Source organism: Anabaena catenula FACHB-362, from assembly GCF_014698735.1.
Classification (GTDB): domain Bacteria; phylum Cyanobacteriota; class Cyanobacteriia; order Cyanobacteriales; family Nostocaceae; genus Anabaena; species Anabaena variabilis_A.
In genome coordinates, this window is record NZ_JACJTQ010000073.1 from 1 (window position 1) to 16762 (window position 16762).

General features: G+C 39.4%; 21 protein-coding genes and 2 pseudogenes. 17 read left to right on the plus strand and 6 right to left on the minus strand.

Features of this window, described 5'->3' with window-relative positions:
* A pseudogene (locus tag H6G68_RS27455) lies at positions 1-160 on the plus strand (IS4 family transposase); the annotation flags it as partial.
* Here H6G68_RS27455 and H6G68_RS25475 read toward each other — a convergent pair.
* From H6G68_RS25475 to H6G68_RS25495, 5 genes are all read right to left on the minus strand, one after another.
* Positions 125-556 carry an MvdC/MvdD family ATP grasp protein gene (locus H6G68_RS25475; RefSeq protein WP_339327891.1) on the minus strand — a complete coding sequence of 144 codons (432 nt, stop codon included), beginning with the start codon at positions 554-556 and terminating at the stop codon, positions 125-127. The pseudogene H6G68_RS27455 and the gene H6G68_RS25475 sit on opposite strands and share 36 nt — an antisense overlap.
* A gap of 12 nt (positions 557-568) precedes the next feature.
* Positions 569-784, minus strand: a complete 216-nt coding sequence (locus H6G68_RS25480) for a hypothetical protein (protein ID WP_190909146.1) — start codon at positions 782-784, stop codon at positions 569-571.
* A gap of 213 nt (positions 785-997) precedes the next feature.
* Positions 998-1366 (minus strand): DUF5615 family PIN-like protein, encoded by a 369-nt coding sequence (locus H6G68_RS25485; RefSeq protein WP_190909147.1) that lies wholly within the window; start codon positions 1364-1366, stop codon positions 998-1000.
* Complete coding sequence (locus tag H6G68_RS25490) at positions 1363-1647, minus strand: DUF433 domain-containing protein (protein ID WP_190909148.1); 285 nt, start codon at positions 1645-1647, stop codon at positions 1363-1365. Before H6G68_RS25490 ends, H6G68_RS25485 begins: the two co-directional genes overlap by 4 nt.
* Positions 1648-1719: 72 nt before the next feature.
* Positions 1720-3021, minus strand: coding sequence for a site-specific integrase (locus H6G68_RS25495; RefSeq protein WP_190909149.1), 1302 nt, complete (start codon positions 3019-3021; stop codon positions 1720-1722).
* Positions 3022-3323: 302 nt separating this feature from the next.
* Between H6G68_RS25495 and H6G68_RS27955 the strand changes: the two are divergent.
* The 16 genes and pseudogenes from H6G68_RS27955 to H6G68_RS25575 form a co-directional block, all read left to right on the plus strand.
* Positions 3324-3482 (plus strand): annotated as a pseudogene (locus H6G68_RS27955) (nitrogenase molybdenum-iron protein alpha chain); the annotation flags it as partial.
* A 272-nt stretch (positions 3483-3754) separates the two neighbouring features.
* A complete protein-coding gene (gene nifK / locus H6G68_RS25505; protein WP_190909150.1) occupies positions 3755-5290 on the plus strand; it encodes a nitrogenase molybdenum-iron protein subunit beta in 1536 nt (511 codons plus the stop codon).
* A 632-nt stretch (positions 5291-5922) separates the two neighbouring features.
* Complete coding sequence (gene nifE / locus H6G68_RS25510; RefSeq protein WP_190909151.1) at positions 5923-7302, plus strand: nitrogenase iron-molybdenum cofactor biosynthesis protein NifE; 1380 nt, start codon at positions 5923-5925, stop codon at positions 7300-7302.
* A 252-nt stretch (positions 7303-7554) separates the two neighbouring features.
* On the plus strand, positions 7555-8883 hold the full coding sequence (gene nifN / locus H6G68_RS25515) for a nitrogenase iron-molybdenum cofactor biosynthesis protein NifN (protein ID WP_190909152.1): 1329 nt from the start codon (positions 7555-7557) through the stop codon (positions 8881-8883).
* Between the two features lie 188 nt (positions 8884-9071).
* On the plus strand, positions 9072-9491 hold the full coding sequence (nifX, locus tag H6G68_RS25520; protein WP_190909153.1) for a nitrogen fixation protein NifX: 420 nt from the start codon (positions 9072-9074) through the stop codon (positions 9489-9491).
* Entirely contained in the window at positions 9488-9964 is a 477-nt protein-coding gene (locus H6G68_RS25525) for a NifX-associated nitrogen fixation protein (protein ID WP_190909154.1), read from the plus strand. Before nifX ends, H6G68_RS25525 begins: the two co-directional genes overlap by 4 nt.
* A 150-nt stretch (positions 9965-10114) precedes the next feature.
* Complete coding sequence (locus H6G68_RS25530) at positions 10115-10315, plus strand: CCE_0567 family metalloprotein (RefSeq protein WP_015214318.1); 201 nt, start codon at positions 10115-10117, stop codon at positions 10313-10315.
* Positions 10312-10629 (plus strand): nitrogenase-stabilizing/protective protein NifW, encoded by a 318-nt coding sequence (gene nifW, locus H6G68_RS25535; protein ID WP_190909155.1) that lies wholly within the window; start codon positions 10312-10314, stop codon positions 10627-10629. Before H6G68_RS25530 ends, nifW begins: the two co-directional genes overlap by 4 nt.
* A gap of 10 nt (positions 10630-10639) precedes the next feature.
* Positions 10640-11422: a HesA/MoeB/ThiF family protein gene (locus tag H6G68_RS25540; RefSeq protein ID WP_190909156.1), complete on the plus strand. Its 783-nt coding sequence runs from the start codon at positions 10640-10642 to the stop codon at positions 11420-11422.
* 69 nt (positions 11423-11491) lie between these two features.
* Positions 11492-11866 carry a HesB/IscA family protein gene (locus H6G68_RS25545; RefSeq protein WP_190909157.1) on the plus strand — a complete coding sequence of 125 codons (375 nt, stop codon included), beginning with the start codon at positions 11492-11494 and terminating at the stop codon, positions 11864-11866.
* A 124-nt stretch (positions 11867-11990) separates the two neighbouring features.
* Complete coding sequence (locus H6G68_RS25550; RefSeq protein WP_015214322.1) at positions 11991-12287, plus strand: 2Fe-2S iron-sulfur cluster-binding protein; 297 nt, start codon at positions 11991-11993, stop codon at positions 12285-12287.
* A gap of 271 nt (positions 12288-12558) precedes the next feature.
* A complete protein-coding gene (locus H6G68_RS25555) occupies positions 12559-13140 on the plus strand; it encodes a DUF4360 domain-containing protein (RefSeq protein WP_190909158.1) in 582 nt (193 codons plus the stop codon).
* Positions 13141-13268: 128 nt separating this feature from the next.
* Positions 13269-13844 carry a DUF4360 domain-containing protein gene (locus tag H6G68_RS25560; protein ID WP_190909159.1) on the plus strand — a complete coding sequence of 192 codons (576 nt, stop codon included), beginning with the start codon at positions 13269-13271 and terminating at the stop codon, positions 13842-13844.
* A 144-nt stretch (positions 13845-13988) separates the two neighbouring features.
* On the plus strand, positions 13989-14672 hold the full coding sequence (locus tag H6G68_RS25565) for a DUF4360 domain-containing protein (protein WP_241993483.1): 684 nt from the start codon (positions 13989-13991) through the stop codon (positions 14670-14672).
* A 104-nt stretch (positions 14673-14776) separates the two neighbouring features.
* Complete coding sequence (locus tag H6G68_RS25570; protein WP_190909160.1) at positions 14777-15028, plus strand: ferrous iron transport protein A; 252 nt, start codon at positions 14777-14779, stop codon at positions 15026-15028.
* A 181-nt stretch (positions 15029-15209) separates the two neighbouring features.
* Positions 15210-15767, plus strand: coding sequence for a hypothetical protein (locus H6G68_RS25575; protein ID WP_190909161.1), 558 nt, complete (start codon positions 15210-15212; stop codon positions 15765-15767).
* Between the two features lie 123 nt (positions 15768-15890).
* Here the strand turns inward: H6G68_RS25575 and H6G68_RS25580 are convergent, their stop codons facing one another.
* A complete protein-coding gene (locus tag H6G68_RS25580) occupies positions 15891-16100 on the minus strand; it encodes a TOBE domain-containing protein (RefSeq protein ID WP_016951607.1) in 210 nt (69 codons plus the stop codon).
* Positions 16101-16762 lie beyond the last annotated feature (662 nt).

Below are 16762 nucleotides of genomic sequence, written 5' to 3' on the forward strand. Positions count from 1 at the left end.
ACATAGTAGTTTTTATATCGGATTATATGGTCAAACTTGGGTCAATTTTAAGGAGATTTGTATGGATTTGGTTACAGAATTAATAAGATTAAATCGCAATAAGTGTAAGTATTATCAACAAGGTCTAAGAGCTATGAGGCTTATAGAGTCTGTCTTGTAGCTGATTTCGTCCCCCCGTCAGTTGTTCTAGCTTAGATGAAGCTGAAGAATTATTCTTTGGATGATTAATCCATAATTTAGTCGGGATATGAGCTAAAAATCCCTCAATTGCTCCTCTCCACTCACTTGTAGTGTGTGCTTGTTCACCTTTTTCAAAAGGTTTTTTTTCTGGAAAACTCAAACGTTGTGGTCTTCTGTACCAAACAGAACTAATACTCTGTGGCTCTAATGTTTGGTGATCTACGATCAGTGAGAAATTATTCAACTTGTAGAGAAGTTCTATTCTTCCAATGAGATTATCAGTATCCAATCTTATATAATTCAGTTGAACTTGCTCTAGTCTCGAACAGACATAATCTGCTGTTACATCTAGTGAATTTGAAAAAATTACTATCATTTCATCCAAACATTAAGGAATTATAGCAAATTGCATACAAGAAGCATCCGTATCAAAAGTTTCTCGTATACGACTTTGAGTTTGCGTACCAAAATTGTGAGGGTCTTGGTCAGTTTGCTCTCGTGAATCCGTTACCGTCTGAGTCCCAAGCAGTATATTAGCTGATTGAGCATTTTCTTTTTGCTCATATATTGTTTCTTGATACAGAGATATGAAACTAAATTTCATGATAATACTTATATATATACTATTACCTGTGAAATTGTATCAAACAAAAAAACGAACTGCAACCGCAGTATCTAAAATCACTTCATTATTGATTTGTGTCTACCTGCTCAAATTCATCTTTAATCATTTGACTTGTAATTGATTGGCGATATTGTCCGGGAGTTCAATCATAATTTGCATGGTTTATATTCCTTGATAAATTTGGAACTATATTTATATTTTATCAGCGTAAGCACTCAGAAACATCAACTGGTTTATCATTTCTTCTGCTGACTTATCAGCCATTAAACTGAGAACTCTTCGCATTTGTTCACCAATTGAATAATCCTGAGATGAAATTATAATTCCGGCATGACTTCGTTTTTCTTCTATGTAGATGCTGTGTAACTGGCAAAAGTCACCAACATTAAATGTGTAAAAAACTCTTTGCAGTTCAGTCGCTAAAATCAGTTGTTCCTTATCACTAGAACTGATAGTTTCAACCTCAGCAACAGTAATAACATCTACACCCCTAGCTCTCAAGGCTTTAATAAATCTTTGATCCATTGAGTCTTCATCAATGAATAATCTAATTGAACTCATATTGCTTGCCCCATTTCTTTTGCTAACCGTTGATAATCAGCTTTCTCCGCAGCAATATAACCCTCAATTTCTTCTCGATTAGCATGATAATAAGTTAATGCAGCATAAACTTGAACAAGCGTTACATTCCCCATGCGTTCAGTGATTTCTTCCGCATTTAATCCCATTTTGTACCAAGCTGTAATTCGTTGCACAGAAACCCTAGTACCAGCAATGCGAGGACGACCCCCTAAAGTGTCTGATGATTTAATAATAAGTGTCCCAATATCAGTAGCTTGCATAAAGATTTTGATTATTGTTGACAACCTGATTATACCACACATCACAAAAATGATATTCTTGATTAACCAAAATTAACTGCGTTTATAAACCATTTCCATCTTCAACTTCTCCACCTCAATCTTCAATCTTTCATTCTCCATTTTCAACCCTGTATTTTCATCCTTAATCAACTCAACCTCATTCCGTTTACTCAAAGCTTGATTAATTGCTAACTTCCGCATATCTAAAGAAAACCAACGTTGATAAGTTTTCGTATGAATCTGCACACTATGACCCAAATTATCCGCCGCAGCTTTAATAGGAACTCCCAAAATATGCGCTCGAATTGCCCAACCATGACGTAAATCATAAGGTTTAAAATCTAAACCGATTTTTCTAAACCACCAACTCACCCTTTGGATTAAAGCCGTGATTTCCGCATGATTATTCTGGTCTTTTTTACTAATTGCGATCGCCAACATTTCTAAATACTTCGGATTTCTTAAATCAAATTCATCAATCCATTCCTTATATAAAGGTAAAGCTTCCCTTTCACCAGTTTTACAATCTTTATCAACCTTCCAAGTTAAATCTATATTTTCATCACTCAACCACCAATCAATATGAGGATTAACAAAAAGTTCTCTAGGACGTAAACCAAAAACCGCCAACATTCCATAAGTCCAACGCCAAAGTTGCCAGCTATCTTTGACATCTTGATTAACTTGTTTACCTCGATTATTAAGATATTCATCAAACTTGTAAAATCCAGTAACTATTTCCTTATCTGTGGGAACATTCCGAGAATTACTTTCAGGAACTTTAGCATAATTAGTTAAATTAATCTCAATTTTGAAAAGTTGGCAAAATACAGAAATTGCTCTAACAGCATTATATTTAGCCCATTCCTTATCTATTTTATTAATCGCATTAATCAAAACTTCCCCATTTGCCAAATCATCAGCATTGGTATAACGCTTAATTCGAGAAAAATAATAGAAAAAAGTATGTTCACTTTTAGTCGTGCGTTTATGGGTTTTAAAATATTCATTCTCAAATTTTTCTAATAGCTCACCAATAGTTATTAAATCCTTTTTAATTGCCTCATTTCCTAAATATTTATCATTCCAAACAAAACTTCTTCTAGCAATTAACTTACCTAATTCATAAGCTTCTTCCTCAGCAGTTTTTAGTCCGTCAAAGTTAGCAGGAATATTCAAACTGAGATTGTATTGTTTTTTTCCCTTTCCCCTGATATCCTCATCTCCCGGTTTAATGGGTAAAGTTGCCCGTAATTGCAGACATCCATTTGATTCCCGAATTGTTACCCTTGTCTTTGCAGACTTCAAACGCAGATTTACCTGCTCTAATTCCCATAGTAGCTGTTCTTTCATAATCCTTGGTGTTGCTGATTAAGAATATGAATTTATTTCACGCAGAGGCGCAGAGTCACAGAGAGTAAGAGTTTAGAATTTTCTCGTTCCCAGACTCTGGCTGGGAATGCAGATGATGAGGTTCTACCTCGACTGTCTTAAGCGGAAGCAGAGCCTCTAACTGAGGCATTCCCTGTCTGAGTCAAGGAACGAGAGGTTGGTATTAGCCTATATTTAGACTAAAAATAAATGAGTTAACTGCAAACATAGTTTATCGCTGACATTGCTCACTGCAAACATAGCGTAGTTGAAAGCTATTAAACCATCACAAGAAATACTCCGGCCCTTATCACGGTTACGACGGATTCGCAATCTTCGCTCGTGACATGGATTTGGCACTCAACAGCCCAACTTGGGGATTAATCGGCGCTCCCTGGAACAAAAAAGCTCAAGCTAAAGCTAAGGCTAAAGCTTCCGTCTAGAAACACCAGAGAGTAGGTGCAACCCTGCCCGTACAGGGATAGCCTGGGGTGTTCACCCCAGGGGGGAGTTAGGAATTCAAAATTCAAAATTAAAAATTCAAAGTTTCGGATTTTGGATTTTGCATTCTGAATTTTGAGCCACATTCCCCGCTTCTCCCAAAGGACGCACCCCCTCCACTCCCACTACGAATCATCATTTCTCGTAGGGGTGGGGTTTCCTGACACGATTTCCCCACCCTCTAAAAAACACAGCAAGCTTGGAGATACACAAAATGCCTCAGAATCCAGAAAATATTAAGGATCACGTTGAGCTATTCCACCAGCCGGAATACAAACAACTGTTTGAAAACAAGAAACAGTTTGAAAACGGTCACGAACCCGCAGAAGTACAACGAGTTGCAGACTGGACAAAGACTTGGGAATATCGTGAAAAGAACTTCGCTCGTGAAGCTTTGACCGTTAACCCAGCTAAAGGTTGTCAACCTCTAGGAGCAATGTTTGCTGCTGTAGGTTTTGAAGGTACTCTTCCCTTCGTTCAAGGTTCTCAAGGTTGCGTGGCTTACTTCCGTACCCACCTAACCCGTCACTACAAAGAACCATTCTCCGGCGTTTCTTCTTCTATGACTGAAGACGCTGCTGTGTTCGGTGGTCTGCAAAACATGATCGATGGCTTGGCTAACTCCTACAGCCTTTACAAGCCCAAAATGATTGCTGTCTGCACCACCTGTATGGCAGAAGTTATCGGTGATGACTTACAGTCATTCATTGGTAACGCGAAAGAAGCTGGTTCAGTTCCTCAAGATTTCCCAGTACCTTTTGCTCACACACCTAGCTTCGTTGGTTCCCACATCACTGGTTACGACAACATGATGAAGGGAATTCTTTCTACCTTGACCGAAGGTAAGAAGAAAGCCAAGAGCAATGGTAAAATCAACTTCATTCCTGGTTTTGATACCTACGTAGAAAACAACCGCGAAATCAAGCGGATGGCTAACTTGATGGGTATTGACTACACTGTTTTATCTGATAACAGTGACTATGTTGATTCACCCAACACTGGTGAATTTGATATGTACCCAGGTGGTACTAAGCTAGAAGATGCAGCAGATGCTATCAATGGTAAGGCTACTATTGCTCTGCAAGCTTACTCCACCACTAAAACCCGCGAATACATCGCTAAAGAATGGAAGCAAGATGTCTCCGTTTCTCGTCCTTGGGGTATCAAGGGAACTGATGACTTCTTGATGAAACTCAGCGAATTGACTGGTAAGGCTATTCCTGAAGAGTTGGAAATTGAACGTGGTCGTGCAGTTGACGCAATGACCGATTCCCACTCTTGGTTGCACGGTAAGCGCTTCGCTATCTACGGTGATCCTGACTTAGTTTACAGCGTAGTTGGTTTCATGTTGGAAATGGGTGCTGAACCTGTACATATCTTGGTTCACAACACCAATGAAGTATTCGAGAAAGAACTGCAAGCGTTGTTAGATTCTAGCGTCTTCGGTAAGGGTGCTAAAATCTGGGGTGGTAAAGACCTTTGGCATATGCGTTCACTGTTATTTACAGAACCCGTAGACTTGTTAATTGGTAACTCCTACGGTAAGTACCTGTGGCGTGATTGTAAGGTTCCTCTGGTAAGAATTGGCTATCCTATCATGGATCGTCACCACTACCACCGTTACGCTACTGTTGGTTATAAAGGTATTATCAACCTCCTCAACTGGATTGTAAACACAATCTTTGAAGATATCGACCAACACACCAACATTCCTTCTAAGACCGATATTTCCTACGACTTAATTCGTTAAGAATGTCGGTAGGGGCGGGGTTTTCCCGCCCTGATTATGGTCTAATCTAAGGGTAAGAAAAGGCGAAATCAATTCAAAATTCAAAATTCAAAGTTATGAGTTTTGCCAGTTGAATGACTCCTAACTTTTCTTTTTCCCTTTTCTTTTTTTTATTGCATTTACCTGAATTATATATTACAGCCCACATCTCGATTTTGTTTCCCCCCTAGACATAATTGTGCAAAGGAAAAAATACATTCACAAGAGTGTGATCTAAATACATGAAAACTGCTGTTATGAATGTGGTAAAAATATCACGCAGGTAAGTAAGAGAAAGATTTCATTTTTATACTCAAATTCAGTAATATTGACATAAACTGATGCCTGAGTCCAGCAAAGCTATCATAAAACCCAGACACCAACAGACTTTCCAGCCAGTTACGAGTTAGACCTTTGTGATTTGCACTTGATTGTGAAATTTAAGGTTATGTTTTTTGAAAAGATTAATGTTATGAAAATTCAGCGACAGCTAAATAGATATCTTTTCTGAAACTTCATCTGTGTAAATATTATATAAAGAGGAATTTTGCGGGAAGTCTATTCAGGTTTGCTCACATTTCAATTAACAACTTCCATCCAACGCGAGAAGACAGATGAAAATTACCCAAGGCAAAATTAACGAATTACTTAGTGAGTCAGGATGCGAACATAATCAAAAGAAACAAGGAGAAAAGAAAAACAAGTCTTGTACACAACAAGCTCAACCAGGTGCGGCTCAAGGGGGTTGTGCTTTTGATGGAGCAATGATTGCTCTTGTCCCTATTACTGATGCTGCACATTTGGTACATGGTCCAATTGCTTGTGCTGGTAATTCTTGGGGTAGTCGAGGGAGTTTGTCTTCTGGCCCGATGCTTTATAAGACTGGTTTTACCACTGATGTTGGTGAAAATGATGTCATTTTCGGTGGTGAGAAAAAGCTATATAAAGCAATTTTGGAATTAAAGGAACGCTATACACCAGCTGCGATATTTGTTTATGCTACTTGCGTAACTGCTTTGATTGGTGATGATATTGATGCAGTTTGTAAGGTTGCGGCTGAGAAGATTGGTATTCCTGTAATTCCTGTTATTGCTCCGGGTTTTATTGGTAGTAAAAATCTGGGTAATCGCTTTGGTGGTGAAGCTTTACTAGAATATGTAGTGGGAACTGCTGAACCAGAATATACTACACCTTATGATATTAATTTAATTGGTGAGTACAACATCGCTGGCGAAATGTGGGGCGTTTTGCCTTTATTTGAAAAGTTAGGTATTCGCGTTTTATCGAAAATTACTGGTGATGCTCGCTATGAAGAAATTCGTTATGCTCACCGGGCTAAGTTAAATGTAATGATTTGCTCACGGGCGCTATTAAATATGGCGCGGAAAATGGAGGAACGCTACGGAATTCCTTTCATTGAAGAGTCTTTTTATGGTATTGATGATATTAACCGTTGTCTGCGAACTGTTGCTAAGAAATTAGGTGATGCTGATTTAATAGCACGGACAGAAATGTTAATTGCTGAAGAAACTGCGGCTTTGGATATTGCACTTGCTCCCTATAGAGAACGCCTGAAAGGTAAGCGGGTGGTTTTATATACTGGCGGTGTGAAAAGTTGGTCAATTATCTCGGCAGCTAATGATTTAGGAATTGAGGTTGTTGCTACTAGTACTCGCAAAAGTACAGAGGAAGATAAGGCCAAAATTAAGAAGTTGTTGGGCAATGATGGCATTATGCTAGAAAAAGGTAACGCCCAAGAATTATTGAAGTTGGTGCGAGATACTAACGCAGATATGCTTATTGCTGGGGGACGGAATCAATATACGGCTTTGAAAGCACGGATTCCTTTTCTAGATATTAACCAAGAACGTCATCATCCCTATGCGGGTTATGTGGGAATGGTGGAAATGGCGCGGGAGTTGTATGAGGCTTTATACAGTCCTGTCTGGGAACAAATACGTAAGCCGGCTCCTTGGGATGAGGAGGAAGTTTAATTGCTAACACCCCACCCCTAACCCCTCCCCGCTGTTTCGTGGAGGGGGACTGGATTTCCCAATTAAGTTCTTTCTCTTGGTTGGAAACTAACTCTGGATAAGGATGTGTGTATACCGCAGAGGAGGGGGACTGGATTTCCCAATTAAGTTTTTTCTCTTGGTTGGAAACTAACTCTGGGTAAGGATGTGTGTATACCGTATCTCAGTAAGTAAGGGAACGAGGAAAGTTTAAAATTTATGAAAGATTAATTTATGGCAATTGTTAATACTCCCAACAAGTCTCTTACTGTTAATCCGCTGAAACAAAGTCAGGCTTTGGGTGCATCTTTGGCTTTTTTGGGGTTGAAGGGTGCAATGCCTCTGTTTCACGGTTCCCAAGGTTGTACTGCTTTTGCTAAAGTTGTGTTGGTGCGGCATTTTCGGGAAGCGATTCCTCTTGCTACTACGGCAATGACAGAAGTCACTACTATTTTGGGTGGTGAGGAAAATGTTGAGCAAGCTATTCTGACTTTGGTGGAAAAGGCTAAACCGGAAATTATCGGTTTGTGTACGACTGGGTTAACAGAAACTAGAGGCGATGATATTGAGGGTTTTTTGAAAGAAATCCGCAAACGTCATCCTGAACTTGACTATTTAGCGATCGCATTTGCACCTACTCCTGATTTTAAAGGTGCGTTACAAGACGGTTTCGCAGCAGCTGTAGAAAGCATTGTCAAGGAAATTCCTAAAGCTGGAGGAATTAAACCTGAACAAATCACCATTTTGGCTGGTTCTGCTTTCACTCCTGGAGATGTGCAGGAAGTTCGCGAAATTGTCACCGCTTTTGGATTTGAACCGATTTTTGTCCCTGATTTGGGTGCTTCTCTAGATGGACATCTGGAGGATGAATATAGCGCGGTGACGGTTAGCGGGACAACTCTTAAACAATTGCGTTCTTTGGGTAGTTCGGCTTTTACCTTAGCTTTGGGTGAAAGTATGCGCGGTGCTGCAAAGATTCTGCAAGAGCGTTTTGGCACAGATTACGAAGTTTTTCGGGATTTGACGGGTTTAGAACCTGTGGATGAGTTCCTGCAAGCGTTGGCGGTGTTGAGTGGTAATCCCGTACCGGAAAAATATCGCCGTCAACGTCGTCAGTTGCAAGATGCAATGTTGGATACTCATTTTTACTTCGGTGCAAAACGGGTATCTTTGGCGCTAGAACCGGATTTACTTTGGTCTATGGTGCATTTTTTACAGTCAATGGGAGCATCTATTCACGCTGCTGTGACAACAACGCGATCGCATTTATTAGAACATCTTCCCGTCAAAAGCGTTACTATCGGCGACTTGGAAGATTTGGAAGAGTTGGCTGTAGGTTCTGATTTGCTGATTGGTAACTCCAACGTGAATGCGATCGCTAAACGTCTCAAAATCCCCTTCTACCGTCTCGGAATTCCCATCTATGACCGATTAGGAAATGGTCTATTCACCAAAGTAGGCTATCGCGGCACAATGGAAGTTTTATTTGGTATGGGCAACCTCTTTTTAGAACACGAAGAGTCATTAATGATGAATCATTGGTCATCAGTAATTAATAGGTGACAGGGAACAGGTGACAGGTGACAGTCAAGAAGTAGATAAAAGTTGATTTTTGACTTCTTCCTTCGCTCTTCCCTTCTTTTCTCCTGTCATCTTCTTAACTCTTCCCTGTCACTTGTTACCTGTCACCTGTCATCTTCTTAACTCTTCACTGTCACCTGTCACCTGTCACCTGTCACCTTCTTAGGAGTATGAAAGTGAAAATTGCCTTCACCACAACAGACAGAATTCATGTTAATGCTCACTTTGGCTGGGCTAAAGAAATTGATGTTTATGAAATTTCAGACAATGGATATGAATTCCTAGAAACTCTGAAATTTGAAGGCGACCTCAAAGAAGATGGTAACGAAGATAAAATCACACCTAAACTTGAGGCTTTAAATGACTGTACAATTGTTTATGTAGTCGCCATTGGTGGTAGTGCAGCCGCTCGTTTAATCAAAAAAGGTGTGACACCAGTCAAGGCTAAATCAGAAGAAGAAAAAATCGAAGAAATTTTGACTAAATTAGTCAAAACTCTCAAAGGCAATCCCCCCCCTTGGTTGCGTAAAGCTTTACAACCAAAAACATCAAACTTTGCAGAAGAAGTAGAAAACGAAGCAGCCGTATGAGTGAAAATAACAGTGTCAATGGAACCGCTACAAGCACACAGATAACTTCACCATTTCTGAAAGCATTAGTTCAACAAATCCGGGCGCAAGATACTTATGGAACTTACCGGAATTGGGCTGATGAATTAATTCTGAAACCTTTTGTTGTCACCAAACAAAAGAAACGAGAAATTTCCATTGAAGGCGAAGTTGACCTAGCAACAATATCACGAATCAACGCCTTCTTCCGGGCTGTAGCCTCCAGCATTGAGAAAGAAACAGGACTAATTTCTCATGTTGTAGTTGACTTAGGTCATGAAGGATTTGGTTGGGCATTAGTCTTTTCAGGTCGTTTATTGTTAGCCGTAAAAACCCTACGCGATGCCCATCGCTATGGCTTTGATTCCCTAGAAAAACTAGCCGAAGAAGGAGAATCATTCGTCAAAAAAGGCATTGATTTAGCAAACCGCTTCCCCGAAGTCGGAAAAATATAACAAATTGGTAATAGGAAATAGACAAAAATCATCCTATTACCTTTCTCCTTCTTCCTTCTTCCTTCGCGTCCTTCGCGTCTTCGTGGTTCATTAAATCCATATTCTCCTAGTACGAAGAGAGTATTACCAATTACCAATCACCAATTCCCAATGACCATCGAGGAACTCACAACAAAAATTAGAAAGCTAAATAGCAAAGCAGGTCAAATGAAAATGGATCTGCATGACTTAGCAGAAGGACTACCAGCAGATTACAAAACACTAATGGATGTTGCCGCTGAAACCTACGAAATCTATCGACAATTAGATGAACTCAAGCAGCAACTCAAACAACTGGAGAGTGCCAAATGACAGGAACCATTCAAGAATTCAACAAACTAGCAGATGCAGAAGAATATTTTATCTTCTTTCAACTGCCATATGACCAACAATTTGTAAACATAAATCGTCTCCATATATTGAAAAAATTCTCTCAATATATGCAAGAGATTGATAATACTTCCCCCAACTTAAGTGATACAGAAAAACTAACTCAATACTCCTTAGCCTTGCAAAAAGCTTATGAAGTTTTTCTAGAATCAACACCCCATGAACAAAAGCTGTTCAAAGTGTTTAACGATAAGCCAAAGAATGTAGTCACGCTGACAGAAATCACTTCTGATTAGGAGGTATAAATTGATCAACCTAACGCCTACCGAATTAGAACGCTATAGTCGCCAAATGATGCTCCCGAATTTTGGCGAAGCGGCTCAAAAGCGCCTCAAGTCAGCGACTGTTTTGGTGTCAGGTGTGGGGGGATTAGGCGGTACGGCGGCGCTTTACTTAGCAGTAGCAGGCGTTGGGCGGCTAATCCTAGTCCGGGGTGGTGATTTGCGGCTGGATGATATGAATCGTCAAGTTTTGATGACTGACGACTGGGTGGGTAAACCTAGAGTATTTAAAGCCCAAGAAACACTCAAAGCCATCAATCCTGATGTGGAAGTAGAAGCAATTCACGATTACATTACCGCAGAAAATGTGGACTCATTGGTGCAATCGGCGGATATGGCTTTGGATTGCGCTCACAATTTCACAGAACGCAATTTGTTAAATGAAGCCTGTGTGCGCTGGCGTAAGCCAATGGTAGAGGCGGCTATGGATGGGATGGAGGCTTATCTCACCACGATTATTCCTGGTGTCACCCCTTGTTTATCCTGTCTATTTCCAGAAAAGCCTGATTGGGATCGGCGCGGGTTTTCCGTTCTGGGCGCGGTTTCTGGGACTTTGGCTTGTTTAACAGCCTTGGAAGCAGTAAAGCTAATTACTGGTTTTAGTCAACCGCTATTGTCAGAACTGCTGACGATTGACTTGAACAGAATGGAATTTGCTAAACGTCGTTCTCACCGCGATCGCAATTGTCCAGTTTGCGGAAATACCGCACCTTGGCGATATTCCCAATCCCAATCTGTGACGGTTTAAAATTCCGCACACCAGCAATAAATCACCCACATCTGAAATCAGAATAATCGCTACAGAACAGGAAACAAAATGACTGTTACTCTAACAGAAAAAGCAGAATTTCGCCTGTGGGCATTTTTAAGAGGTTCCGCAACCGACGAAGCTAATAAGGCCACTAAAGGTGTTCGCATCTCCGTCAAAGATGGTGGTTGCAGTGGCTATGAGTATGGAATCGACATTACAAGTCAGCCTCAACCAGATGATGTCGTCACCCAACAAGGAAATGTGTTGCTTTACGTGGACGCTAAAAGTGCGCCGTTATTAGAAGGTGTGGTAATCGATTTTGTTGAGGGAGTAATGGACAGCGGTTTCAAGTTCACCAATCCCAATGCAACTGATACCTGCGGTTGTGGAAAGTCTTTTAAAGCAGGTGATTGTTCACCAGAGGGTGTTCCTTGCAGCTAAGAAATTCCAAATTCCCAATTCAAAAATTAGATCCTTTATTTTGAATTTTGAATTTTGAATTCAGCCAGGGAGTCTTAACCAAGTCAGAAAAGCTAACTTTATTAAGTTTGAGGAGAACCGGAAAATGGCTTATCAAGTAAGATTGTTGAACAAAAAAGACAACCTTGACACCACAATTGAGTGTGACGAAGAAACTACAATTCTAGATGCAGCAGAAGAAGCCGGTATTGAATTGCCCTTCTCTTGTCATTCCGGTTCCTGCTCTAGCTGTGTAGGTAAGGTTGTGGAAGGTGAAATCAACCAAGATGATCAAATCTTCTTAGATGACGATCAAATGGCGAAAGGATTCGCTCTATTGTGCGTTACCTACCCTCGCTCTAACTGCACAATTAAGACTCATCAAGAGCCTTATCTCGTTTAAAGTTTTGATGGAATTTTAACTCTTAGCAAGCTTTGAATTCAGAGCTTATTAAGGATGGGGATGAAACATATGTTTCATCCTCTTATTTATATTTAATATTTCTTCCCAGATATCTCTAAAAATTTGCTCCAACAATAGGAAAGCATTCATGAATTTTGCCAAAGTATTTCTTCTAGCTAAAGATACAGGATAAAACATATTTCTCATCCTCATCTTTAGCATCCCGTCACAGGTATCGCTAAAATCCAGTCCTAACAAAAGGAGAGCATTCATGAATTTTGCCAAAGTATTTCTAGCTACAGCTACATTAATGGTAGCTTCTATTAGCCCCTCCTTAGCTAATAATAAAGTTGAAATTGTAGGCGCAAAGTATGGTGGTAGCGGTTGCCCGGATAAGACTGCTAGTGTGACTGTTAGCCCCGATGGTCAAGAACTCAGCATTCTATTTGATAAGTTTATAACCTTGGGGAATGGCAAGCCAGAAGAGGCAAGAAAAAGCTGTAATTTAACCATTCCCATCAAAGTACCTGGAGGGTTTCAAATTTCCGTCTACACTGCTAATTATCGGGGTTATGTTGCTCCCAACACCACTGGGGAGCTTCTGACAGAATACTTTTTCGCTGGTAGTCGCGGCCTGAAGTTGAGACAGGAATTGAGGGGCGAAAAAGATTATGACGTTGAACATGATTTAGTCACCCAAGGTAAGGTTTGGTCTGCCTGTGGCGATAGTGTAAATATGCGAGTTAATGCTTCCATGAAAGCCAAGGGCGACGGGATAGCCACCGTTGACTCCTTTGATCTTGCTCACCGTGGTTTGGTTTATCGTGTCGAATATCGCAGCTGCAACAAATAGTTGCATGACTTTACCTAAAGCTTTGATGTTTTAGCTTCAACAAAGATGAAGGATATTGCTCATCCTTCATCTTCAGCATAACGCCGCAGACATTGCTAAAACTCAGACCTAATCATAGGAGATAATTCATGAATTTTGCCAAAGTATTTCTGGCTACAGCTACATTAATGGTAGCTTCTATTAGCCCTTCATTGGCTAATGATAAAGTTGAAATTGTAGGCATAAGCTATGGTGGTAGCGGTTGCCCAGATCAGTCTGCTAGTGTGAGCGTTAGTAACGATGGTCAAGAACTAAGAATTCTATTTGATAAGTTTATAGCCTTAGGGAATGGCGATGCAGAAAGTCGGAGGAAAAGCTGTAATTTAACTATTTCCATCAAAGTACCTCAAGGTCAGCAAATTTCCCTCTACGATGCTGATTATCGGGGTTATGTTTCTCCTAACACCACTGGGGAACTTCTGACAGAATACTTTTTCGCTGGTAGTCGCGGACTGAAGTTGAAACAGGAGTTGAGGGGCGAAACTGACTATAACATTCGCCATGATTTAGGGTCACAAGGTGAGGTTTGGTCTGCCTGTGGCGATAATGTAAATATGCGAGTTAATGCTTCCATGAAAGCTAAGGGTGATGGCATGGCCACTGTTGACTCCTTGGATTTGGCTGGGCGTGGTTGGACTTATCGTGTCAAATATCGCAGTTGCTAATAGTTGTAGGAATTTACCTCAAGCTTTGATGTTTTAGTTTAAAGAATGATGAAAGATGAGCAATATCTTTCATCTTCAGTATAACGCCGCAGACATGGCTAAAACTCAGACCTAATAATCAGATCTAATAATAGGAGAGCATTCATGAATTTTGCCAAAGTATTTCTGGCTACGGCTACATTAATGGTAGCTTCTATAAGCCCCATCTTTGCTGATTCTATAAGCCCCACATCTGCTGATCCTATTAACCTCTCCTCTACCGATTCTACTGATACTGATCCTAATGATACTGAGCCTAGTATCCCTCCTTCTGCTAGTAATAAAATTGAAATCATAGGTGGAGAATATTTTGGTACCGGTTGCCCTGAAAATTCTGCCAGTACAACTGTTAGCCCAGATGGTAACGAACTCAGCATTCTATTTGATAAGTTTATAGCCTTGGGGGGGGATGCAGAAAATCAGGAAAAAAGCTGTAAATTAACTATTCCCATCAAAGCACCTCAAGGTAAGCAAATTTCCCTCCACAATGCTGATTATCGAGGTTATGTTTCTCCTAACACCACTGGGGAGCTACGGGTGGAATATGTTTTTGCTGATAGTGACTCTCTGGTTTTGACTGAGAGGTTAAAGGGTGAAACTGACTATAAAGTTAGACATAAATTAAAGCTCGAAGGTAAATCTAGGGTTTGGTCTGCTTGTGGCGCTAGTGTAAATATGGAAGTTAATGCTGCAATGAAAGCCACCGGCACTGGGCAGGCGACTGTTGACTCCTTTGATCTTGCTAGGCGTGGTTTAGTTTATAAGGTCAAATATCGCAACTGCAAATAGTTGTAGGACTTTACCTCAAGCTTTGATGTTTTAGTTGCAACCAAGATGAAGGATGATCAATATTCTTCATTTTTGCAATTTTTACCCTTAATTATTATACTGCAATGTTCACTCCTTTTAGTGTGATGGGTTGTTCTTTAGAATTGCTGAAATCAGGAGAATGTGGAATAGTTACTGTTTGTAAAACTCAGGATGAGATAATTAGAAAAAAGCTCATATCAATGGGTATCAAAACAGGAAATCTGATTACCATAGAACAGGATTTTCCTACCCTTGTGATTAAATGTGGCACTTTATCTATGACTATAGATAGGGAAATAGCACGGGCTATTTATGTGCGTGTAGTTGAGGGTTGATACAATAAACCATCATTTCCCAGATTCCTTAATTGCCAAATCAATCACGCTTTGAATAAGGCAAATATTATGATTTAGGAGATTTTTTAATAGCTGTTTTTATAGAAAGCGGATATTCTTCTCATTTGGTACTTAATCAAATAGCAATTGAACCCATAACCACAAGATTAAGGCTTTACCCATGCGTCTAAAATACATTGCCAGTTTGACCGCAACTATCGCCATAATTGCCTATCCGGCGATAGCCCAAGAGGCTAAAGAAAGCCAATCTAACTTACTAAAAACAGCAGCACCAGTAAATACAAATATTTCGGCTCAAGGAAATACTAATTTTGATAAAACAGAATTTGTTCACAAATTTAATGACGGATTTAATTCCCTTTCTCCACCATGTAGTTCTAAAATTTGCCTATTCACGTTGATTCGGAATTCATCTCGAAACTCATCTCAAAACTCATCTCAAGATACAGAATTTTTAGGAGGTGCAGTGTGGCAATTAGGTGGTTCTCATGAAGACACAAAAGCTGAGACAGAGAAACTACGAGCCATAACTGATAAAGAAAAAGTCGATCAAGACTTCACATTAAGCTTGACTGAAAAACTGGCAGCAGCAATAGAGAGTAACGAAATAGAAAGAGCCAAGCTTTATGCAATCAGTCTTGCTAAGAGATTAGGATACGCTGACTACCACCTACTTCTAAAAGAGATAATTACCCCAACAGAATTACTTAAATATTGATATTGGTAATGAAAGGATTAATGCAGATTTAGCGAGAGATTATGCTACTATTTTTTCTCAAATTTCATAGGATGAGAATTACCCATCCTATGGTTTGTTACTTTTGACAAGTCGCTGAATTTTTTAGTCAACAGCAACAAGTACATCTGATGACTTAATCACAGCATAAGCCTGTTTACCCTCTACTAAACCCAGCTTTTCTGCTGATGATTTAGTTATAATAGATACTACTTCTACACCAGGTGCTAATTCTAATGTTACCTCTGTATTAATTGAACCAGGAACAACTTTTTTCACAGTTGCTTTGAAGGTATTTCTGGCGCTAATTTCCATTGTTTTTATTTTCCTTTTAGTTATTTACACTGAACAACCTAACAAATTTTATATATTAATGCTAAGTTTTTAGATTTTTTTAACAAATCTATCGAGGTATTTTGACAACAACATATAGTTATATTTATACTGACTTGCAAGCACTAATAAATTATAATACTTTTTTAAGAGCAATTAATATAAAATTTTATCATAAATTTTAATTTCAAATATTTGAAAAATAGAATATAATTTCTGTCTAACTCGGCTAAAAATATAGGGATCTTTATAAATGATTTATAATTTAAATTTATCAAAGTGATAATATATAGATAAGCTAAATTGTTGGTAGTGAACCATTATTTAAACCAACAGCGATTACAGAGTTATCAAAGATATTCTTACTTTATCTCTGGTTAAGCAAAAACAAAGCTAGAGAGTAAGAAAGTTAGATAAAAATATAGAGAAACTGTGTAAATCTTAAGTTCCCACAATTTATTTTTTACAAATCATTTGGGGCTGATATAGCCCTCTTCTGTCACTTTCCGAGAATAAAGAATATAATGGTTAGAAGAGAAAACTCTACAAGGTAGGTAGAGCAATGGATGTAGAATTACAAATCCTCAAACATTTACGTCGAGATGCCCACCCGACAGTGGGAGTCATAGATGAATATTGTGAGG